The 21,031-nt window shown below is 74.5% G+C and carries 16 protein-coding genes; 7 read left to right on the top strand and 9 right to left on the bottom strand.

What is annotated here, in order from left to right:
* Positions 1 to 47: 47 nt before the first annotated feature.
* A complete protein-coding gene (locus tag RMN57_RS31375; protein ID WP_313766667.1) occupies positions 48 to 1,094 on the bottom strand; it encodes an IPT/TIG domain-containing protein in 1,047 nt (348 codons plus the stop codon).
* A 159-nt stretch (positions 1,095 to 1,253) separates the two neighbouring features.
* On the opposite strand from RMN57_RS31375, the gene RMN57_RS31380 reads away from it, so the two are divergent.
* From RMN57_RS31380 to RMN57_RS31395, 4 genes are all read left to right on the top strand, one after another.
* Positions 1,254 to 2,798, top strand: a complete 1,545-nt coding sequence (locus tag RMN57_RS31380) for a hypothetical protein (protein ID WP_380237014.1) — start codon at positions 1,254 to 1,256, stop codon at positions 2,796 to 2,798.
* Positions 2,795 to 3,004 (top strand): hypothetical protein, encoded by a 210-nt coding sequence (locus RMN57_RS31385; protein WP_313766668.1) that lies wholly within the window; start codon positions 2,795 to 2,797, stop codon positions 3,002 to 3,004. The genes RMN57_RS31380 and RMN57_RS31385 overlap by 4 nt, the downstream gene beginning before the upstream one ends.
* On the top strand, positions 3,001 to 3,876 hold the full coding sequence (locus tag RMN57_RS31390) for a hypothetical protein (RefSeq protein ID WP_313766669.1): 876 nt from the start codon (positions 3,001 to 3,003) through the stop codon (positions 3,874 to 3,876). The genes RMN57_RS31385 and RMN57_RS31390 overlap by 4 nt, the downstream gene beginning before the upstream one ends.
* Before the next feature lie 255 nt (positions 3,877 to 4,131).
* Entirely contained in the window at positions 4,132 to 8,691 is a 4,560-nt protein-coding gene (locus RMN57_RS31395) for a hypothetical protein (RefSeq protein WP_313766670.1), read from the top strand.
* A gap of 111 nt (positions 8,692 to 8,802) precedes the next feature.
* Here RMN57_RS31395 and RMN57_RS31400 read toward each other — a convergent pair whose 3' ends face one another.
* Both RMN57_RS31400 and RMN57_RS31405 read right to left on the bottom strand, forming a co-directional pair.
* A complete protein-coding gene (locus RMN57_RS31400) occupies positions 8,803 to 9,309 on the bottom strand; it encodes a hypothetical protein (RefSeq protein WP_313766671.1) in 507 nt (168 codons plus the stop codon).
* Positions 9,310 to 9,604: 295 nt separating this feature from the next.
* Positions 9,605 to 10,300, bottom strand: coding sequence for an FCD domain-containing protein (locus tag RMN57_RS31405; RefSeq protein ID WP_313766672.1), 696 nt, complete (start codon positions 10,298 to 10,300; stop codon positions 9,605 to 9,607).
* Positions 10,301 to 10,458: 158 nt separating this feature from the next.
* Between RMN57_RS31405 and RMN57_RS31410 the strand changes: the two genes are divergently transcribed.
* On the top strand, positions 10,459 to 11,013 hold the full coding sequence (locus RMN57_RS31410) for a gluconokinase (RefSeq protein ID WP_313766673.1): 555 nt from the start codon (positions 10,459 to 10,461) through the stop codon (positions 11,011 to 11,013).
* A 2-nt stretch (positions 11,014 to 11,015) separates the two neighbouring features.
* Positions 11,016 to 12,401, top strand: a complete 1,386-nt coding sequence (locus RMN57_RS31415; protein ID WP_313768035.1) for a gluconate:H+ symporter — start codon at positions 11,016 to 11,018, stop codon at positions 12,399 to 12,401.
* On the opposite strand, the gene RMN57_RS31420 is transcribed toward RMN57_RS31415, so the two are convergent.
* Complete coding sequence (locus RMN57_RS31420; RefSeq protein WP_313766171.1) at positions 12,398 to 13,351, bottom strand: IS481 family transposase; 954 nt, start codon at positions 13,349 to 13,351, stop codon at positions 12,398 to 12,400. The genes RMN57_RS31415 and RMN57_RS31420 overlap by 4 nt on opposite strands.
* A gap of 219 nt (positions 13,352 to 13,570) precedes the next feature.
* Entirely contained in the window at positions 13,571 to 14,191 is a 621-nt protein-coding gene (locus RMN57_RS31425) for a helix-turn-helix domain-containing protein (RefSeq protein ID WP_313766674.1), read from the bottom strand.
* 107 nt (positions 14,192 to 14,298) lie between these two features.
* Between RMN57_RS31425 and RMN57_RS31430 the strand changes: the two genes are divergently transcribed.
* Complete coding sequence (locus RMN57_RS31430) at positions 14,299 to 15,519, top strand: amidohydrolase family protein (RefSeq protein WP_313766675.1); 1,221 nt, start codon at positions 14,299 to 14,301, stop codon at positions 15,517 to 15,519.
* Between the two features lie 243 nt (positions 15,520 to 15,762).
* On the opposite strand, the gene RMN57_RS31435 is transcribed toward RMN57_RS31430, so the two are convergent.
* The 4 genes from RMN57_RS31435 to RMN57_RS31450 form a co-directional block, all read right to left on the bottom strand.
* Positions 15,763 to 17,358: a glycerol-3-phosphate dehydrogenase/oxidase gene (locus RMN57_RS31435; protein ID WP_313766676.1), complete on the bottom strand. Its 1,596-nt coding sequence runs from the start codon at positions 17,356 to 17,358 to the stop codon at positions 15,763 to 15,765.
* Between the two features lie 152 nt (positions 17,359 to 17,510).
* Positions 17,511 to 19,037, bottom strand: coding sequence for a glycerol kinase GlpK (gene glpK, locus RMN57_RS31440; protein WP_313766677.1), 1,527 nt, complete (start codon positions 19,035 to 19,037; stop codon positions 17,511 to 17,513).
* Between the two features lie 105 nt (positions 19,038 to 19,142).
* Complete coding sequence (locus RMN57_RS31445) at positions 19,143 to 19,880, bottom strand: MIP/aquaporin family protein (RefSeq protein ID WP_380237897.1); 738 nt, start codon at positions 19,878 to 19,880, stop codon at positions 19,143 to 19,145.
* Between the two features lie 323 nt (positions 19,881 to 20,203).
* Positions 20,204 to 20,968 (bottom strand): IclR family transcriptional regulator, encoded by a 765-nt coding sequence (locus tag RMN57_RS31450; RefSeq protein ID WP_313766679.1) that lies wholly within the window; start codon positions 20,966 to 20,968, stop codon positions 20,204 to 20,206.
* Positions 20,969 to 21,031: the final 63 nt, after the last annotated feature.

A 21,031-nucleotide genomic window follows, 5' to 3' on the forward strand; every position in this document is an offset into this window, starting at 1 on the left:
TGGCCGGACCCGGAACGGGCCCGGCCACCGGTCTGGAAGCGGTGTCGCTACGCGGCGTACGTGAACCGGTCGGCGGCACCGGGCGCGCTGGTCCCGCCCGCCGTCGTGACCGTCACGTCCACCGTGCCCGTCCCGGCCGGCGCGGTGGCCGAGCAGAAGGTCGGGCCGCAGGAGACGTGCGCGGCGGGGACGCCGCCGAAGGCGACCGTGCCGTAGGTCAGGTTCGAACCCTGGACGTACAGCTGGGTGCCGCCCGCGGCCGGGCCGCTCTTCGTGGTCAGGTTGGTGACGACCGGAGCCGCCGGCGGCGCGGGCGGCGCACCGGTGTAGTCGAAGGCGGTCGGCGCCGCGGCCGGGCCGCCCGGGGTCACCACGGTGACCGGGACGCTGCCGGAGCCGCCCGGAGTGGTCACCGTGCAGGCGGTGTCGGTGCAGGTGCCGCTCGCCGGGACGCCGCCGAACAGCACGAAGCCGTTGGTCAGGTGGGTGCCCGCCACCGTGACGGCGGTGCCGCCGGCGCCCGGACCGGTGGTGGTGCCGAGGCCGGTGACGGCGGGTGCGGGCGCGGTGGTCCGCGGCTGCAGGCCGCTGCCGAGCAGGTAGGTGGAGACGTTGTCGGAGGGGTCGGCGTCGCCCGCGTTGGCCACCGTGACGGTGATCGCGCCGGCCGGCCTGGTGCCGTGCGAGGCGACGTACACCTTCATGAAGTCGCTGCGCCCCGGCGCGCGGGTACCCGTGAAGACCGCTTCCAGCCGCCTCCCGTCGGCGGACACGGTCTGGGTGAAGGTGTAGTCGGCGGGCACGGCCGTGAAGGCGGCGCCGCTGGTGGTCAGCCCCGGCGGCAGGTCGACCGTGAGCCGGGTCGGCCCGGTCAGGTCGGCGGTGCCGTTGGACGTCCAGGTCACCGCGAAGTTGGTGTTGTCGACCGGGAAGATCGGGTAGTTGCCCGCCTGCGTGACGCTGACGTTGGGGCCGGCCGCCGCGGCCCGGGCGGGCGTCGCGGCGGAGGCGGTGGCGGAGGTGACGGCGCCCGCGGCGAGGGCGGTTGCGGCCAGTGCGGCGGCGAGGCCGCCGCGTACCAGTCTGGTGATCATAGGACGCATGATGGCCGGGCCGGGCGCCTCGCCGCCGGGTTTCGTCGAAATCCAGTTCTATCGGCGGGGTCGGGCCGGCCGGGCCCGACCGTCCGTGTCCGGCCCACCCGTAAGGTCCGTTTCGGTCGATGTCGGTATCTACCTCTAACCTTGTCCACCGTGACCGCCATCGCTGACCAGCCCACCGGGCACGGGCTCCGGCCGCCCGCCGGGCCCGCCTCCGCCGCCGTGCGGCCCGCGCCCGGCCCCGCCGCCGACGAGGGCCTCGCCCGTCGGCTCAAGGCGCTGGCCTGCACCGCCCCGCTGCACGACCTGGACAGCCGCAAGGTCATGCTGGCCGGCGAGTACGGCGGCTACGCCATGGCCGAGGTCGGCCTGGCCGCGATCGACCTGGTCACCCTGAACATGGACTTCGACACCGGGGCGGACCGGGAGGCGGTGCTGGCCCGCCTGCTGCCGCGGGTCGCCGCCCAGGCCACCGGCCGTCCCACCGCCGAGCACGAGCGGGTGGCCCGCTGGGTGCTGGAGTCGCTGATCAACGTCGGCAGCGTCGACCGCGGCTTCCGCGCCGTCTACGGCACCTTCGGCCCGGACGGCGAGTACGTCCGCCGCGACTACGACTTCAAGCTGATCGAGGAGGTGCCCGGCCCCGACGGCGGCGTCTACCTGCGCACCACCGACGAGGCGGTCAACGTCCTGGTCGGCGCGCTCGACACCGACGTCACCTCGGCCCAGATCGCCGCCGAGGTCAAGCTGGAGGTGCTGATCCGCCGCGGCCGCCTGGCCGACGCCCAGCTCGCCGCCGAGCAGGCCCGCTACCGGACCGTCCAGTACGCGGAGACGCTGCGCCGCGCCCTCGACGCCACCCGGCGCAACGTCCGCGCCGTGGACTGGATGCAGGCGATCCCCGATCTCATCGACGAGGCGCTCGACCACATCGCCGACCGCTACCGGCACGAGAATGCGATTCTCACCAACATCCGCAAGGCCCGCGACGAGGCCGAGGAGCCCGAGCACAAGCGCCGCGCCGCCGAGCTGGTCGACATCGTCAAGGACTGCATCCGCCGCCACACCCAGCTGCAGACCCGCCTGCTGGAGGCCGGTCCGCTGTTCCGTGCCGAGCAGGACCGGCAGGCCTTCGCCACGCCGGGTGCCCGGAGCGGCATGGACCTCTACGGCCAGCTGCTCGCGCCCGTGCTGCGGCTGCCGGTGGAGCAGGCCGTCCGGCCCACCGGAGCGTTCTTCGCCCGGGGCACCGGTCTGCGCACGCCGGTCTCCGTCCGGGTCGCCGACCTGGTGGACCTGCTGCTCACCCCGCCGGTGGAGCGCGAGCACCTGGGCGCCGAACTGCCCGACCCGGACCTCGTCGCCACCCCGGACGACAGCCGGTTCTCCGAGGCGCAGCTGGAGGCCGCGCTGGAGCTGCTCGACCTGCCCGCCGACGCCCCCCGCCGGCTCTCCGGCCTGCTCGCCGACGCCCGCAAGCAGGACCCGGAGCTTCCGTACCTGGTCGCCCTGCTGGCCGTGCACGCGGCGAGCCCGCCGGTCGGCACCGCCTACCGCCAGGGCGAGGAGCGGCTGCTCTTCGCGGTGGACGACGGCACCCCGCTGCGCGACATGGAGTTCGGCGGCGCCGACCTCATCGTGGGCAGTGCCCTGCTGGACGCGGCCGGTATGGCCGCCGACCGCAAGGACGCCAGTTGACGGCCGGGCCGCCGACGCACCGCCGGCCGTCCGCACCGGGCCGGACCACCGGGGCGTCCCGCGCCACCGCCACCCGCAGTACCACCGCCACCCGCAGTACCGCCGCCACTCCCAGAACCGCCGCCGCCCGCAGAACCACCGCCGTCCCCGGCGCCGCCCGGACCACCCGTACCAGTAGCAACACCCGCGAGGAGCACCGCCCGTGACGACCCACCACGACACGTCTTGGGCGCCCGAGACCGAGCCCGCCGCCCCCGCCGCGATCACCCCGGCCGACGTCGCGGACGCCGCCCGGCTGGTCTCGTTCGGCCTCCAGGCCAAGCTGCTCCCCGCCCGCGACGCCGAGTACGCGGAGCTGGTCCGCCGCCACCGCGAGGACCCCCCGTTCGCCCGGCTCGCGGACGCCGTCGCCACCGGCATGGGCCTGGTCGTCCTGGAGGTCTCGCCGCGCGCCGGCATGGCCGTCGCCGCCGCCGAGGACTCCGTCTTCGCCGTCCGGATGGGCGACTACTCGCGCCGCGCCGCCTCCGAGTCCACCGACCGCTTCCTGCACGGCCTGGCCCACCTCGCCGTCGCCGCGATGGCCTTCCCGCGCCCCGAGGACCTCGCCGACGACGGCTACCTCGGCCGGATCACCGTCAACGGCGTCGACGCCTTCGTCCGTCAGGCCTGCCGCCGGCTGGAGGAGCAGGCCGACGCCGCGGGCACCAACACCGACCCGCAGAGCGACGCCCCCGGTCTGGAGGCCGCCTGGCGGGTCTGGGCCCGGCGGACCGCCACCGGCGCCACCAAGGACGCCCGCCGGCTCTCGGGCTCCACCATCGGCATCGTGGCCAAGGCGGTGATGTTCCTGGTCGATTCCGGGTTCCTCCAGAAGGTCGCGGACGACGCCGGCGGCACCTACCGCACCACCGCCCGCTACCAGCTCCAGGTCCGCGACCTGGCCGGGAGCGCGGCGATGGCCGAGCTGCTCGACCTCGGTGTCGTCCCGGTCTCCGACGGCAGCGCCAGCCTGCTGCCGCCGGACACCGGTGACGAGCTGGTCGCCGACGCCGGCCTGCCGTTCCACTCGCTCTGACGCTCCGCGCGGCGGCACCGCCGTAGGACCGCCGGCGACGGCGGCCCCCGCAACGGCGCCGCCCGGAGCCTCGGCACCCGGAGCCTCGGCACCCGGACCGCGCACCCGCCCACGGTGCCCGCCCCGCCGCCGTACCCGCCGCAGCACCCGCCACCGCGCCGCCCCCAACGGCGCCGGCACCGGGCACCGGCCCCGAGGCGCCACCACCCCCCGACCGTCCGACCACCCCACCCGCTTCCTGGAGAACCGCCGCACATGTACGAGCTCAACCGGGTCCGCCTGTACTCGATCGGACCGGCCGGCGCCCGCTACGCCGACACGGTGCTCGACCTGCGCGGCGTCGGCGAGCCGGTCGCCGATCCGGCGCCCCAGCAGATCGGCCTGTTCGGCGAGGACACCGACGGCCCGGTCCGCCGCCCCGCCCCGGCCGGCGTGCTCTTCCTGGAGAACGGCGGCGGCAAGTCCGTCCTGCTCAAGCTGATCTTCTCGGTCATGCTCCCCGGCCACCGCAACACCCTCGGCGGCGCCAGCTCCGGCGTGCTGCGAAAGTTCCTGCTCGCCGACGACTGCGGCCACGTCGCCCTGGAGTGGCAGCACACCGTCACCGGTGAGCTGATCGTGGTCGGCAAGGTCAGCGAGTGGCGCGGCCGCCAGGTCTCCTCCGACCCGCGCAAGTTCGCCGAGACCTGGTACTCCTTCCGCCCCGGCCCGGGACTGACCCTGGACTCCCTCCCGGTCGCCGAGCGGGTCAGCCTGGCCGGCGACCAGAAGGCCCGCGGCCGCCGCCGCACCATGAAGGGCTTCCGCGACGCCCTCACCGAGGCCGGCAAGGCGCACCCCCACCTCGACCTGGTCTTCGAGGACGGCCACGACCGCTGGACCGAGCACCTCGGCGACCTCGGCCTCGACCCCGAGCTCTTCCGCTACCAGCGCGAGATGAACGCCGACGAGGGCGAGGCGGCCGGTCTCTTCGCGGTCAAGCACGACAGCGACTTCACCGACCTGCTGCTGCGCGCCGTCACCGACACCCGCGACACCGACGGTCTGGCCGACCTCGTCCACGGCTTCGCCGCCAAGCTCGGCCGCCGCGCCGAACTCACCGCCGAACGCGACTTCACCGCCGGCTCGCTCGACCTGCTGGAGCGGATCGCCGAGGCGACCACCGCCCGCGAGACCGTGCGCGAGGCACACCGCACCGCCGAGCGCCGCACCCGCCGCCTCGCCCACGCCCTGGCCTCCCGTGCCGCCGCCGAGCGCGACCGCGGCCAGGACCTCGCCATCGAGGTCGCCGCCGCGGCGAGCGCCGTCACCGCCGCCGAGGCCGACCGCACCCGGCACACCCTGATCACCGCCGAGCTCACCCACCGGCACGCCACCCTCGGCCTGGCCGCCGCCACCACCGAGGCCGCCGCCCTGCGCCGGGAGCTCACCGACGCCCGCACCCTGCACTCCGCCTGGCAGGCCGCCGAGGCGGTGCTGCGCCACCGCGCCGCCGCCGACCGGGTGGCCCGGGTCGGCGCCGCCATCCGCGAGGCCGAGCTCGACGCCGCGCCGGCCCTGGCCGCCCGCGCCCGGGCCGCCACCGCCCTCGCCCGCGCCCTCGAAGCCGCCGCCGCGGCCGCCGAGTCCCGCGCCGACACCGAGGAGGAGCGCGCCGGCGAGCTGCAGGCCGACGGCGCCAAGGCCCAGTCGGACGCCACCGAGGCCGCCACCGCCGCCCAGAAGGCGCGCAGCGAGGCCGAACACCTGCGTCAGCGCCTCGCCGAGGTCGAGCAGGAGACCGCGGCCGCCGTCGAGGCCGGATTCATCGACGCCGACGGGGACGTCGACCCGGCCCGCGCCGCGCTGCACGCCGCCGACGTCGAGAAGAGCGCCAGCGCCGCCCTGGCCCAGGCCCGCACCGCCGCCGAGTCGGCCGCCACCCGGCTCCGCGAGGCCGCCGCCGCCACCGGCCGCGCCGAGCTCGCCGCCGCACGCGCCAACGACGCCCGCAAGGCCGCCGCCCAGGCCCTCGCCGCCGAGCAGCGCACCGCCGCCCTGCTCGCCACCGAGCCGCGCCTGGCCGACCTGCTCTCCCTGACGCCCTACCAGGACAGCGCCGAGGAGGACGCCGGCTTCCTCACCCCCGCCGTCCTCGACCGCTCCGCCGAGTACCTGCGCGAGCTGCTCGACGAGGCCATCGCCACCGCCGAGCGCACCCTGTTCGACCTGCGCACCGCCGCCGCCGACGACGCCCGCATCCTGGCCGCCCTCGGCGACGGCGGCCTGCTGCCGCCCGGCCCGGACGTCCTCGCCACCGTCGAGTACCTGGCCGAGCACGGCATCCCGGCGCTGCCCGGCTGGCGCTACCTGGCCCAGTCCGTCGACCCGGCCGACCACGAGGCGATCCTCGCCGCCCGGCCCGAACTGGTCGACGGCGTGGTCATCACCGACCCCAACTCGCTGGAGCGCGCCCGCGAGGCGCTGCAGGCCGCCGCCCTGCTGCCGCGCTCCACCGTCGCCGTCGGCGCCGCCGCATCGCTGATCGCCCCGATCACCGACGAACCGGCGTTCTTCCTCGTCCCGCCGAACCCGGCCATGCACGACGAGTCCGCGGCCGACGGCGAGCGCCGCGAGCTGCGCGCCCGCGCCACCGCCCGCGAGGAGCACATCCGCGAGCTGGCCGCCCGCCTAGGCGGCGACCGCGCCCTCGCCGCGCGCCTCGCCTCCTGGCACGCCAGCTGCCCGCCCGGCACCCTCGCCGAGCTGGCCGCCGCGGCCGAGGCCGCCCGCGAGCACGCCGAGCAGGCCACCGCCGCGCTCGGCACCCTGCGCGCGGACCACGACGAGGCCGAGACCGACCACGCCGCCGCCGCCGTCACCCACGAGGAGCACCGCGAGAGCGCCCAGCGGGCCCGCCGTCGCGCCGACGCGCTCTCCGGCCTCGCCTTCCGCCTGCGCGAGCGCGCGGGCTGGACGCGCCGCCAGCGCGAACTCGCCGAGGACGCCGCCGAGTGCGACCGCCGCCAGACGGTGTGCGCCGAGCGCGCCCGCACCTGCGACGAGGACCGCCGAGCCGCCCAGCGCGCCGCCGACGACGCCCGCCGCACCGCCCGCACCCTGCGCGCCGAGCGCGCCGAGATCCCGGCCGGCGAGCAGTCCGACGAGCCCGACACCACCGCGCCCGCCGCGCTGCCCGCCCTGCGCGAGGCCTACCGGGCCGCCTCCCAGCTCTACGAGAAGGTCGGCGTCGGCGCCGACCTGCGCGCCGAGCAGGCCCGCGCCGAGGGCGACGAGGCCACCGCCGCGGCCGAGCTCGACCGCCTCACCAACAAGGTCCGCACCCGCGCCGAGGAGCTGCTGGGCAGCCCCGACGGCGCCGACGGCCCGGCCCGCCAGGCCGCCGCCGCCCGCGCCGAGGAGCTGGTCGCCACCATCGAGGCCCGTGCGGCCGCCGCCAGCGAGCAGCTCGGCCGCCTGCGCGGCGAGGCCGAGCGCTCCGCCCCGGCGGACGGCGACGCCCACACGGAGCTGCCCGAGGACCTCGTCCCCACCGACCCCGAGCACGCCCAGGTCCTGCTGCGCACCGCCACCAGCCGGCTGGCCGAGCGCCGCGAGACGGTCGACGCCGCCCGCCTCGCCTACGCCGACCTGCAGCGCACCTTCGACGCCGCCCAGGCCGCGGCCGCGGACTTCGACGAGCACGCCGGTCAGCTCCGCGACGGCCTGCGCGAGCACCAGGACGACGAGGGCCAGCCGGTCGAGCCGTACCTCGGCTCGCTCACCGACGCCCGCACCGCCGCCGCCGAGGCCCGCCGGGCCCTGCGCACCGCGGCCGGCGAGCTCTCCTCGGCCGAGCTCGCCGTCCGCGACGCCTCCGACGCCCTCGTCCGGCACGCCAACGCGGCCCGCTACGAGGCCGTCCGGACCCCCGCCCGTCAGCAGATCCGCGAACTGCCCGCCTCCGCGCTGCCGGACCACGCGGCCGCCTGGGCCACCGCCTTCGCCCCCCGACTGCGCGTGCTCACCGACGAGCTCGCCCAGCTGGAGAGGAACCGCGGCTCGATCGTCGACCGGCTGCGCGGCCTGGTCGAGTCCTCGCTCGCCACCCTGCGCGCGGCGCAGCGGCTCTCCCGCCTGCCCGAGGGCCTGGGGGAGTGGTCCGGCCAGGAGTTCCTGCGGATCCGCTTCGAGGACCCGGACCACGCCACCCTGGTCGAGCGGCTCGGCGAGGTCATCGACGAGGCGACCCGGGCCGCCGTCAAGAAGAACAGCGACCTCCGCCGCGACGGCATGTCCCTGCTGCTGCGCGGCGTCGCGGCCGCGATCGGCCCGCGCGGCGTGAGCGTCGAGATCCTCAAGCCCGACGCGGTGCTGCGCGCCGAGCGGGTGGGCGTCGGCCAGATGTCCGACGTCTTCTCCGGCGGCCAGCTGCTCACCGCGGCCATCGCGCTCTACTGCACCATGGCCGCGCTGCGCGCCAACGACCGCGGTCAGTCCCAGCTGCGGCACGCCGGCACGCTCTTCCTGGACAACCCGATCGGCCGGGCCAACGCCACCTACCTGCTGGAGCTCCAGCGGGCGGTCGCGGACGCGCTCGGCGTCCAGCTGATCTACACCACCGGCCTGTTCGACACCACCGCGCTCGCCGAGTTCCCGCTGGTCATCCGGCTGCGCAACGACGCCGACCTGCGGGCCGGGCTGAAGTACATCTCGGTGGAGGAGCACCTGCGGCCCGGCCTGCCGGCCGCACCGGACCCGGACGGCCCGACCATCCACGGCGAGATCACCGCCACCCGGATGTTCAAGCGCCCCGCGGACGCCCCGGCCTCCTGACGCGCGCGCCGGACGCCCCGCTCCTCCGCCGGGGAGCGGGGCGCCCGTGTCCCGGCCGGGGCCGGGGCGCAGCCGTTGCGGGTACCGGAACGGCCATGGCACCCGCAGTGGCTACGGCATCGGCACGCGCGACTGCCGACCGCCCTGCGGCGGCCGGTTCTGCCGGGGCTGCCACCCCGGCGACGGTCGCTCCTGCGGCTGCCACCCCTGGATCTGCCGTCCCTGCTGCCGCTCCTGGGGCTGACGCGCGGGCGGCGTCGCCGGGTGCGGGTGCGGGTGCGGGTGCGGGTGCGGGTGCGGCTGGGGGCGGGGGACCGGACGCGGTTGCGGTGCGGGTGCCGCCGCCCGGCTGCCCGCCATCGGCGAGGCCGGGTTCGGCCCGCGCACCCGCTGGGCCGCCACCTGGCGCGAGATCAGGATCTCCAGCAGGCACCACATCGTGCCGAAGACCCCGAGCCCCATCGCCATCAGCGCGGGCGTCAGCAGCCAGCTGTCCGCGTACGAGGCCAGTGCCGCGACCAGCAGGCCGACCAGGGTGAACGCCAGGCAGAGCACCGCCCGGACGACGGCGACCCGTACCTCGTCGGGCAGACGGCGGCGACGGCGTGCGACGGACATCGGGCGACCCCCAGCGCGGTCACGGTGGCAGGACGGGTGGCACGGGAGCACGGAACGCGCCCCTGCGCACCACTCTGCCCGGCACCAACCGGACTATGCGCGCCAATCGGCCGAACTTCCGTCAAATCGTGTGATCTGCACCGGAAAGCCCCGCCGGCCGGCCGTCGCGGCGCGGCCACAGCGCCGCCGCCGGGCCGACCGTCGGGCCGACACCCGCGGGCCGGCGGTCGGCCACAGCGCCGCCGCCGGGCCGACCGTCGGGCCGACACCCGCGGGCCGGCCGGCGCGGCCGGCCTCAGCCGAGCTGCTGGTTGAGCTCCTCCAGGGCGCCCACCACGATCGTGCGCATCGCCTGCTCCGCGTGCTCGGCGTCCCCCGCGCAGATCGCCTCCGCCACCTCGCGGTGCAACCGGATCGCGTACGGCTCCGGCTGATGGGGCATCAGATGGTACTCGGTGCGGCCCGTGAGCACCGCCCCGACGGTGTCACCGAGGTGGGCGAACATCTCGTTGCCGGAGGCCTTCAGTACGGTGGCGTGGAAGGCGATGTCGTGCCGGAGGAAGGTCTCCAGGTCGGCGGCCCGCGCAGTCATCGTCAATTCCACCGCCAGTGCGCTGAGTTCACGCCGCTCGTCGTCGCTGGCGTGCCGGGCGGCGAGCGCGGCGGCGGCCGGCTCCACGGCGACCCGCAGCGAGCCGAGCGACCGCAGCTGGGCCGGGCGGTCGGCGCCGGCCAGGCGCCAGCGGATCACCAGCGGGTCGAAGACGTCCCAGTCGGACTTCGGCTGCACGGTGATGCCGACCCGTCGGCGGGGGGCCACCATGCGCATCCCCTCCAGGATTCGCACCGCCTCGCGGACCACCGTCCGCGACACCCCGAACCGCTCCTCCAGCTCCTCGCCGCGGAGCACCGCGCCCTCGGGAATCTCCCCGGACGCGATCGCCGGCCCGAGCTCCGCAAGCAGTCGGCCGGGCAGCCCCTGGATCTCCATCCGCCCAGCCTAGACGCCCCGTCCCGGTCCGCTCCCCGCGGGTTCGCCCCGCCCGCCCGCCGATGACGCCCCAAAAGTATGACGATTTGGTTTCCGGGGCTTGAATACGTCATACCTTTGGAGCGATAGTGGCGGCCAGCAACGAAGGAGCACCCTCTATGGCTCTCAGCGTCGAGAACCACGGCACCCCCGAAACGCCCCTCACCGTCGTGGTGATGGGCGTCTCCGGTGTCGGCAAGACCACCGTGGCCCGCCTCCTGGCCGACCGCCTCGACCTCCCCTACGCCGAGGCGGACGACTTCCACCCGCCGGCCAACATCGCCAGGATGTCGGCCGGCATCCCGCTCGACGACGAGGACCGCGCCCCCTGGCTGCGCGCCCTCGGCGGCTGGCTGCGGGAGCGGACGGAGGCCGGCACCGGCGGGGTGGTCACCTGCTCGGCGCTGAAGCACCGCTACCGCGACACCCTGCGCGCGGCCTGCCCGGGCGCCTTCTTCCTGCACCTCAGCGGCGGTACCGAGCTGGTCGAGGACCGGCTCGCCCACCGCACCGGCCACTTCATGCCGCCGTCGCTGCTCGCCTCGCAGTACGCCGCCCTGGAACCCCTCGGGGCGGACGAGCACGGCGCCGTCCTGGACGTCGGCCCGTCCCCCGAAGAACTCGTCGAGCTGGCCGTGGCGCTGCTGCGGCCCGTCAATGGAGACCTCGCGTGAGCCTGCCCCTCACCTTGCTGGCGGCCGCCCCACCGGCCCTGCCGCACACCAGCAGCGACACCCGCCTGCTGGTCGCGGTGCTGCTCAGCATCGGCGCGATCGTCGTGCTGATCACCAAGCTGAAGCTGCACCCGTTCCTCGCTCTCACGCTCGGCTCCGGGCTGCTGGCCGTCGTCGCCGGCGCCCCGTTCGACAAGCTGCTCGCGAGCTTCTCCACCGGCTTCGGCGCCACCGTCGCGGGCGTCGGCCTGCTGATCGGGCTCGGCGCCATGCTCGGCAAGCTGCTCGCCGACTCCGGCGGGGCCAACATCATCGCGGACACCGTGCTGGCGCGCTCCGGCACCCGCGCACTGCCCTGGGCGATGGCGCTGATCGCGGCCGTGCTGGGCCTGCCGCTGTTCTTCGAGGTCGGCGTGGTGCTGCTGATCCCGATCGTGCTGCTGGTCGCCCGCCGGGGCGGCGTCCCGCTGATGCGGATCGGCGTCCCCGCCCTGGCCGGACTCTCGGTGCTGCACGGACTCGTCCCGCCGCACCCGGGCCCGCTGGTCGCCGTCGACGCGCTCAAGGCCGACCTCGGCATCACCCTGGCCCTCGGCCTGCTCATCGCCGTCCCGACGCTGATCGTCGCCGGCCCGCTGTTCGCCCGCCTGGCCGAGCGCTGGGTGGGCCCGCTGGAGATCCCGACCACCACCCCGGTGGAGACCGTGAAGCACGAGCGCACCCCGTCCTTCGGCGCGGTGCTCGCGACCATCCTGCTGCCGGTGGTCCTGATGCTCGGCAAGGCGCTCGCCGACGTGGTCGTCGACGACCCGAACGCCATGGTCCAGCGCGTGTTCGACTTCATCGGCTCGCCGCTGATCGCGCTGCTCGCCGCGACCCTGCTCGGCATGGTGACGCTCGGCCGGGCGGCCGGGTTCTCCAAGGAGCGGATCTCCGCCACCGTCGGCTCGTCGCTCGGCCCGATCGCGGGCATCGTCTTCATCGTCGGCGCGGGCGGCGGCTTCAAGCAGACGCTGATCGACGTCGGCGTGGGCAACGCGGTCAGCACGTGGTCGAGCAAGTGGCACATCTCGGCGCTGCTGCTCGGCTGGCTGATCGCCGTCCTGATCCGGCTGGCCACCGGCTCGGCCACGGTCGCCACCATCACCGCGGCCGGCATCGTGGCGCCGCTCGCGGCCGGCATGTCCTCCACCCACGCGGCCCTGCTGGTGCTGGCGATCGGTGCCGGATCGCTCTTCTTCTCGCACGTGAACGACGCGGGCTTCTGGCTGGTGAAGGAGTACTTCGGGATGAGCGTCGGTCAGACGCTGAAGTCCTGGTCGGTGATGGAGACGGTGATATCCGTCGTCGCGATCGCCCTCATCCTGCCGCTCAGCCTGGTCATCTAGTTGTTCTGACTCGTGAGGTTGGGGACGCGGCTGGCGGGTGGCTTGCCTGCGAGTGCTGTGTGTCCGCGGTGGTGATTGTAGGTGTGGAGCCAGGCGGGGTAGGCGTCGCGGCGTTCCTGTTCGGTGCGGTAGGGCCTGGCGTAGGCCCATTCGTCGAGCAGGGTGCGGTTGAAGCGTTCGACCTTGCCGTTGGTCTGGGGCCGGTAGGGCCGGGTTCGCTTGTGCGTGATGCCTTCGGCCGCGAGGGCATCGCGCCAGGTCCGGGAGCGATAGCAGGAGCCGTTGTCGGTCAGCACGCGCTGGACGGCGATCCCGGCCCGGGCGAAGAACTCGCTTGCCCGGGCCCAGAAGGCGGTGGCGGTCTCCTTGCGCTCGTCGGGCAGGATCTCGCTGTAGGCCAGGCGGGAGTGGTCGTCCACGGCGTTGTGGAGGTAGCTGTAGCCCGCGCCGGAACGGGTCTTGCGGCCGGCCTCACGGCCCAGGATCTTGTGGCCGCCGCCGTCGGGGATGTTGCCGAGCTTCTTGATGTCGACGTGGACCAACTCGCCCGGTGCGGCGCGTTCGTAGCGCCGCACCGGGCGAGCGGTCGCGCGGTCCAGGTGGGCCAGGCGGGCGAGCCGGTAGCGGGTCAGCACGCGGTGCACGGTCGCTGGGTTGAGCCGCAGCAGGTAGGCGATGCGGGCCGGGCCCCAGCGGCGCAGGACGCGGACCTTGATGATCCGCCGCTCGGTGCGCGACGGGGTCCGCCGGGGGCTGCGGTGCGGGCGGCTGGAGAGGTCGCTCATACCGGCCTCGCCCAGCGCCCGGTAGCGGTCCGCCCAGCGCTTGGCCGTGGTGGGCGAGACCTGGAAGCGCTCGGCGGCCCGCCGCAACGGCCAGCCGTCGTCGACCACGCAGCGGGCCAGGCGCAGGCGTCCGGTCTCGGTCAGCGGTGCGTTACGGTGTGGCATGAGGGCCTTTCTGGCTGAGGTGCAGATGTCGCAATCCACACCGAGCCAGAAGGCCCTCACTCATTTCAAGATCACCACGCCGTGAGCCCTGTCACCAACCTCCGTGGTCAGTACATCTAGTCCTCTCGTCAGGGCCTGCACCGCACCACATCGCACGTCACCCCCGAGGGGCGGCACCCGGATCGACCGGGTGCCGCCCCTCGGCGCCTTCCCGGGTGCTCAGCCGAGCATTCCGCCCAGGACGGCGGCGGTCGCGGCCAGCAACTCCTCCGCCACCTCGCCGCCGGCCGCGGTCCGGGCCAGCAGCCCCTCCCGCGCGGCCAGGATCACCGCGGCGGCCTGCGCCGCCGAGGCGCCCGGCGGCACCAGTTCCGGCAGTGCCCGCTCCAGCACCGCGGCGAGTGCCCCGGACACCGTGCGGTCGTGCGCGGCGACCCGGTCGGCCAGCCCTGCGGTGCGGGCGGCGAGCAGCCGGAACTCCAGGAAGAGCAGGATCCAGCCGGCCTCCTCCGGTTCGACCCGCAGCAGCGCCTCGACCAGACGGCGGGCCCGCTCCTGCGGCGCGAGCGCCTCGCAGGCGGCGGCCAGCCGCTCCAACTCGGCCATCCGGCCCGCGGCCTGCTCGTCGAAGAGCGCCAGCAGCAGGTCCTCCTTGCTGCCGAAGTTCGAGTAGAAGGCGCCGCGGGTGTACCCGGCGGCGGCGCAGACGTCCTCGATGCTCGTCCGGGCGAAGCCGACGGTGAGGAAGAGCTCGCTCGCCGCGGCGAGCAGCCGGGCCCTGGTGTGGGTGCGCCGGCGCGGCGGTCGGGGACCGGCGGGTCGGGCGGGGGGAGGGTTCACACGAGAACGATACATGGTGTATTCAATACAGGTCGTATTGAATACGAGCCGTACTGAACGCGGGCCGTGCCGAGCACGGGTCGCGTCGAACCGGAGGGGACCGCGCCATGAGCCGACTGCTGATCACCCACGCCCACCTGCTGCACCCCGAGGACGGCACCCGCACCGAGCCCGCCTGGCTGGAGGCCGCCGACGGCCGGATCGCCGCCACCGGCACCGGGCGCCCGCCCGCGGCCGGCGAGGACGTGCGGGTGATCGACGCCCGCGGCGCCACCGTGCTGCCCGGCCTGATCGACGCGCACGTCCACCTGCTGGTCACCAGCCTCGATCTGCGGGACGTCGCCGACTGGACCCCCGGCTACGCGACCGTCCGCGCCCTCGCCGAAGCCGGGCGCATGCTGCGCCGGGGCTTCACCACCGTCCGGGACGTCGGGGGGGCCGACCACGGCATGGCCCGCGCCCTGGCCGAGGGCCTCGCGCCCGGCCCCCGGCTCGTCCACGGGGGCAAGGCGCTCTCCCAGACCGGCGGACACGGCGACCTGCGCCCCCTCGGCGACGACGCGCTGCCCTGCTGCGAGGCCCGCCCGCACTTCGGCCGGATCGCCGACGGCGTCGACGCCGTCCGGGCCGCCGCCCGGGACGAGTTCCGCAAGGGCGCCGCGCACCTCAAGGTGCTGCTCTCCGGTGGCGTCGCCTCGCCGAACGACGAGATCGCGGCCGTCCAGTACAGCGAGGAGGAGATCCGCGCGGCCGTCGAGGAGGCGGAGAACCACAACCGCTACGTCACCGTTCACGCCTACCACCCGCGCGCCATCGACCGGGCGCTGCGGGCCGGGGTGCGCTGCGTCGAGCACGGCAACCTGCTGGACGACGCCAGCGCCGCGCTGCTGCGCGAGCGGGACGCCTTCCTGGTCCCCACCCTGGTCGCCTACGAGCAGACCGCGAAGCTCGGCGCCGCCTCGGGCCTGCCGCCCGCCGCGCTCGGCAAGCTCGCCGAGGTCCGCGACCAGGGGCTGGCCGCGCTGGAGCGGGCCCACCGGGCGGGCGTCAACCTGGTCTACGGCAGCGACCTGCTCGGCCCGCTGCACCCGGCCCAGCTGGAGGAGTTCCGGCTCCGCGCCGAGGTGCAGCCGGCCGCGGACGTGATCCGCTCGGCCACCGTGACGGCGGCGCGGCTGCTCGGCATGGCGGGGGAGATCGGGACCCTCGCCCCGGGCGCCCACGCGGACCTGCTGGTGGTCGACGGCGACCCGCTGGCGGACGTCGCCGTGCTCACCCGGCCGGAGCGCCACCTGCGCCAGGTGATCAAGGCCGGCGTGCCGGTGTGACGGCGCGCCCGGTGTGACGGCGCGACGACGGCCACAACACGAACGGGCGGGCGCCCGGAACACCCGGACGCCCGCCCGTTCCACACCGATGAGCACCGGTGCGCTGCGCGAGGTCGTGCTTATTTGGTCCCGCGCTTCGCGGGGCTGTGCTTACTTGCTTCCGCGCTTCGCGAGGCTGTGCTTACTTGCTTCCGCGCTTCGCGGGGCTGTGCTTACTTGCTTCCGCGCTTCGCGAGGCTGTGCTTACTTGCTTCCGCGCTTCGCGAGGAAGGTGTCGACCTCCGCGCGGATCTCCGGCGTGTCCAGGCCGCGCACGGTCATCGTGGTGCGGCGGCGCAGCACGTCGTCCGTGGTGTACGCCCACTCGTTGTCGGCGGCGTAGGCGACCTGCGCCCAGACGTCCGGACCGTCCTCGTGGATCGGCCGGCCCAGCTCCGGGTTCTCGTCGATCAGGCGGGCGATCTCGAAGGAGAGCGTGCCGTAGTGGCTGGCCAGGTGCTTGGCGACCAGCGGCTCCATGCGGGAGCCCGGCTCGCGGTCGATCAGCAGCCGGTGCGCGACGGCGTTCGGGGCACCGACGCCGGGCAGCGGGACGGTCGGGGCGATCGGGGACATGTCCTCGCCGAGGCTGGTGCCGGGCACGTGGGCCAGCTTCTCCAGCACGGTCCGGCCGATGTGCCGGTAGGTGGTCCACTTGCCGCCGGCGACCGACAGCATGCCGCCCTTGCCCTCGGTCACGACGGTCTCGCGCTTGGCGGCGGCGGTGTCGCCGGGGCCGCCGGGGAGGACGCGCAGGCCGGCGAAGGAGTAGGTGATCAGGTCGCGGTCGAGGTGCTCGTCGCGGATGGCGTGCGCGGCCTCGCCCATGATCTGGTCGATGTCGGCCTCGGTGGCCCGGACGTCCTGCGGGTCGCCGGTGTACTCCTCGTCGGTGGTGCCGAGCAGGACGTGGTCCTCCCACGGGATGGCGAAGGAGACGCGGTACTTGTCGATCGGGATGGTGAGGGCGGCGCGCCACGGGGCGCGGCGCTTGACCACCACGTGCGCACCCTTGGAGAGGCGGATCGACGGCGCGGCGCCCGCGTCCTCCATCCGGCGCAGGTGGTCGACCCAGGGGCCGGTGGCGTTGAGGACCAGGCGGGCGTCGACGCCGAACTCGGTGCCGTCCAGACGGTCCTTCAGCTCGGCGCCGGTGACCCGGCCGCCGGTGAAGCGCAGGCCGGTGACCTCGGCGTGGTTGAGCACCACGGCGCCGGCGTCGACGGCGGCGCGCACGGTCATCACGGCGACGCGCGAGTCGTTCATCTGGTGGTCGCCGTAGACGGCCACCGAGCGCAGGCCCTCGGTGCGCAGCGCGGGCACCTGCTGGGCGGCGTGCGCGGCGGTGGAGACGCGGCCCATGCCGTCGCGGAAGGCGGAGAGCGCGGAGTAGAGGAAGACGCCGGCGCCGAGCTTGGGGGCGCTGTGCGGGCCGCCCTTGTAGACCGGCACGAAGAAGGTCAGCGGGTTGACCAGGTGCGGGGCGACGTCGGTGGAGAGCGCGCGGCGCTCCTTGTGGTTCTCGGCGACGAGCTTGACCGCACCGGTCTGCAGGTAGCGCAGGCCGCCGTGGACGAGCTTGGAGGAGGCGCTGGAGGTGGCTCCAGCGAAGTCGCCGGCGTCCACCATGGCGACCTTGAGGCCGGCCTGGGAGGCGGTCCAGGCGACGGCCGTGCCGAGGATGCCGCCCCCGATCACCAGCAGGTCGTAGGTGGCCTTGCCCAGCAGCTCGCGGGTCTCGGCGCGGGAGGCGGTGCGGCCGGCGGTGCGCTCGGCGCCCAGGGTCGGGATGGTTGCCATGGTGTGTGTTACGGCGACGCGGGTCGGGCGGCGCCGTTACTCCTCTCGGTGTGCGGTGCGGCCCCTGCTGAGAGGCCGGTCGGCCCGGTGCGGCGGGCCGGTGAAACGGGGGCGAGCCGGTCGGGGCCCGCGGGCCCCGACCGGCTCTGCGGTCAGTTCTGCTCGTCCTCCTCCACCCAGCCCATGGTGCGCTCCACGGCCTTGAGCCACTTCTTGTACTCGCGCTCCCGGGTGGCCTCGTCCATGCGCGGGGTCCACTCGGCGGCGCGGTGCCAGTTGGCCCGCAGGGTGTCGAGGTCGTTCCAGAAGCCGACGGCCAGGCCGGCCGCGTAGGCGGCGCCCAGCGCGGTGGTCTCGGCCACGTACGGGCGCTCGACCGGGGCGTCCAGGACGTCGGCGATGTTCTGCATGAGCAGGTTGTTGCTGGTCATGCCGCCGTCGACCTTGAGCGCGGTGAGCTCGACGCCGGAGTCCTTCTGCATGGCGTCGACGACCTCGCGGGTCTGCCAGGCGGTGGCCTCCAGCACGGCCCGGGCCAGGTGGCCCTTGGTGACGTACCGGGTGAGGCCGGCGATCACGCCGCGGGCGTCGGAGCGCCAGTACGGGGCGAACAGGCCGGAGAAGGCCGGGACGAAGTAGGCGCCGCCGTTGTCCTCGACGGTGTTGGCGAGGGTCTCGATCTCGGCGGCGGTGGAGATGATGCCGAGCTGGTCGCGCAGCCACTGGACCAGCGAGCCGGTGACGGCGATCGAGCCTTCCAGGGCGTACACCGGGGCCTGGTCGCCGATCCGGTAGCCGACGGTGGTCAGCAGGCCGTGGTACGAGTTGACGATCTTCTCGCCGGTGTTGAGCAGCAGGAAGGTGCCGGTGCCGTAGGTGGACTTGGCCTCGCCCTCGTTGAAGCAGGTCTGGCCGAACAGCGCGGCCTGCTGGTCGCCGAGCGCGGAGGCGACCGGGACGCCGGCCAGGTCGCCGACGGCCTCGCCGTACACCTCGGCGGAGGAGCGGATCTCCGGCAGGACGGCCATCGGCACGCCCATCGACTCGGCGATGCTCTCGTCCCAGGCCAGGGTCTTGAGGTTCATCAGCATGGTGCGGCTGGCGTTGGTCACGTCGGTGACGTGCTTGCCGCCGTTCACACCGCCGGTGAGGTTCCAGATCACCCAGGTGTCCATGGTGCCGAACAGGATGTCGCCGGCCTCGGCGCGCTCCCGCAGGCCCTCGACGTTGTCCAGCAGCCAGCGGATCTTCGGGCCGGCGAAGTAGCTGGCCAGCGGGAGGCCGGTCTCGCGGCGGAAGCGGTCCTGGCCGACGTTGCGGCCCAGCTCGCGGCAGAGGCCCTCGGTGCGGGTGTCCTGCCACACCAGGGCGTTGTGCACCGGCTCACCGGTGTTCCGGTCCCACAGGACGGTGGTCTCGCGCTGGTTGGTGATACCGATCGCGCGGATGTCGTCCCTGGTCAGGCCGGCCTTCTCCAGGGCGCCGCGGATGACGGACTGCACCCGGGTCCAGATCTCGGCGGCGTCGTGCTCGACGTAGCCGGGCTGGGGGAAGATCTGGCGGTGCTCCTGCTGGTCGACCGCGACGATCCGGCCGTCCGCGCCGAAGATGATGCAGCGGCTGGAGGTGGTGCCCTGGTCGATCGCGGCGATGTAGTTGCCGGTGCCAGTGGAGGTCATGAGGGTCCTCGGCTCAGTCGGGGGTTCGGGGGTGGGTGGGTCTGACTGTCGGGTCAGTCCCCGTGCTCGGGCTGGGTGAAGCCTGTTCCGGAAAGATGGCCGGCTTTAGAAGATGACGTTGTAGAGGCCACCGGCCAGCAGTCCGCCGACGAGCGGGCCGGCCACCGGGATCCAGGCGTAGGACCAGTCGGAGCCGCCCTTGTTCGGGATCGGCAGCAGCGAGTGGACGATGCGCGGGCCCAGGTCGCGGACCGGGTTGATGGCGTAGCCGGTCGGGCCGCCGAGCGAGAGGCCGATGCCGACGACGGTGAACGCCACGATCAGGATGCCGAGGCCGGACTTGCCGAGGCCCTCGTTGCCCGCCTGGGTGAGGATCGCGAAGCAGAGCACGAAGGTGCCGATGATCTCGGTGAGCATGTTCTGGATCGGGTTCCGGATCTCGGGACCGGTCGAGAAGATGCCCAGGGTCGGCTCCTTGTTCTCCTGGAACTGGCCGAGGTAGGTGGCCCAGACGAGGACGGCGCCGATCATCGCGCCGAGCATCTGCGAGCCGAGGTAGAGCGGAACGTCGCCCCATTCGCCGCTCTTGACGGCGAGGGCGAGGGTGACGGCCGGGTTGAGGTGGGCGCCGGACTTGGAGGCCGACATGTAGGCGGCGATCATCACCGCGAAGCCCCAGCCGAAGGTGATCGCCAGCCAGCCGGCGTTGATGGCCTTCGACTTCTTGAGGGTCACAGCGGCGCACACGCCGCCGCCGAGGAGTATGAGGGCGGCGGTGCCGAGGGTTTCGCCGACGAAGATGTCGCCGTTGGAGAACGCGGACACAAAGACTCCCTTGTCCATTTGGCCCGGAGGTGCGGGTGGGGGCAGGTGGCCGAGCGACCGCTGTGCGGGTGAGCGCTTTGTGGGAGTGGTCTGCTCGGCCATCGTTCGACAATGTCGACCGTCATGCGGAAGCTTCCTCCCCGCGCCACCTTCGCGTCAAGGCCGGGTTACGCAGCTGTGACCCTTCACTCGAAGTTACCGAGCGGATATGGCCGAATGCGGACAAAACGCCAAGGCGCGGACAGGCGTCACGCCCGTCCGCGCCTCAGTGTGAACACGGGGTTACCGGCGCGTCCGCGCGCCCGGGGGCCGGCCGGCGGGCCGGCCGGAGGGGTGGGGGCTCAGAACCGCCCGGCCCCGAGGTCGCGGGAGATCGCCCGCGCGGCGCTGCGCACCGAGGCGACCAGCGACGGCTTGACGAAGCCGTCCTCGCAGACCCGCTCGACCGGGCCGCTGATGCAGACCGCGCCCACCGGGTTGCGCCGCCGGTCCTGGATCAGCGCGCCGATCGAGGCCACGCCCTCCCAGGTCTCCTCGATCGAGTCCGTCCAGCCGCGCTCGCGGGTCAGCGCCGCCTCCGCGTCCACGTCCGCGGCCTCGATCAGCGTCCGCGCGGTGTACTGCTCGAACGGGCCCTCGCCGAGCTCGCCCCGGGCCACCGGGTCGTAGGCCAGCAGCACCTTGCCCAGTGCGGTGGAGTGCAGCGGCTGCATCGAGCCGACCTCCAGCACCTGCCGGGTGTCGTCCGGCCGGAACACGTGATGCACGATCAGCACGCCCTGCTGGTGCAGTACCCCGAGGTAGACGGTCTCGCCGGCCGCCCGGGCCAGGTCGTCCGCCCAGACCAGCGCCCGGGCGCGCAGCTCGTGCACGTCCAGGTAGCTCTGGCCGAGCCGCAGCAGCTCTGCGCCCAACTGGTACTTGCCGCTCTCCGGGTCCTGCTCGACGAACCCCTCCTGCTGGAGGGTGCGCAGGATGCCGTGCGCCGTGCCCTTGGCGAGGTCCAGCGCCGTCGCGACCTCGGACAGGCCCAGGCGGCGCTCACCGCCGGCCAACAGGCGCATGATCGCGGCGGCCCGGGAGAGCGACTGGATCGGGCCGGGCATTCGATACCTCCGGGCTGACAGGCGGTCGACATTGTCGACCGCATTGGTAACGGGACGAGTCTG

It is taken from the genome of Kitasatospora sp. CM 4170 (assembly GCF_032110285.1).
GTDB lineage: Bacteria > Actinomycetota > Actinomycetes > Streptomycetales > Streptomycetaceae > Kitasatospora > Kitasatospora aburaviensis.

Excerpts from the sequence above, each read along its gene's own strand:
- RMN57_RS31375 (WP_313766667.1), bottom strand. The coding sequence starts at position 1,094 with ATGATCACCAGACTGGTACGCGGCGGCCTCGCCGCCGCACTGGCCGCA.
- RMN57_RS31395 (WP_313766670.1), top strand. The coding sequence starts at position 4,132 with ATGTACGAGCTCAACCGGGTCCGCCTGTACTCGATCGGACCGGCCGGC.
- RMN57_RS31400 (WP_313766671.1), bottom strand. The coding sequence starts at position 9,309 with ATGTCCGTCGCACGCCGTCGCCGCCGTCTGCCCGACGAGGTACGGGTC.
- RMN57_RS31405 (WP_313766672.1), bottom strand. The coding sequence starts at position 10,300 with ATGGAGATCCAGGGGCTGCCCGGCCGACTGCTTGCGGAGCTCGGGCCG.
- RMN57_RS31410 (WP_313766673.1), top strand. The coding sequence starts at position 10,459 with ATGGCTCTCAGCGTCGAGAACCACGGCACCCCCGAAACGCCCCTCACC.
- RMN57_RS31420 (WP_313766171.1), bottom strand. The coding sequence starts at position 13,351 with ATGCCACACCGTAACGCACCGCTGACCGAGACCGGACGCCTGCGCCTG.
- RMN57_RS31430 (WP_313766675.1), top strand. The coding sequence starts at position 14,299 with ATGAGCCGACTGCTGATCACCCACGCCCACCTGCTGCACCCCGAGGAC.
- RMN57_RS31435 (WP_313766676.1), bottom strand. The coding sequence starts at position 17,358 with ATGGCAACCATCCCGACCCTGGGCGCCGAGCGCACCGCCGGCCGCACC.
- glpK (WP_313766677.1), bottom strand. The coding sequence starts at position 19,037 with ATGACCTCCACTGGCACCGGCAACTACATCGCCGCGATCGACCAGGGC.
- RMN57_RS31445 (WP_380237897.1), bottom strand. The coding sequence starts at position 19,880 with ATGGACAAGGGAGTCTTTGTGTCCGCGTTCTCCAACGGCGACATCTTC.
- RMN57_RS31450 (WP_313766679.1), bottom strand. The coding sequence starts at position 20,968 with ATGCCCGGCCCGATCCAGTCGCTCTCCCGGGCCGCCGCGATCATGCGC.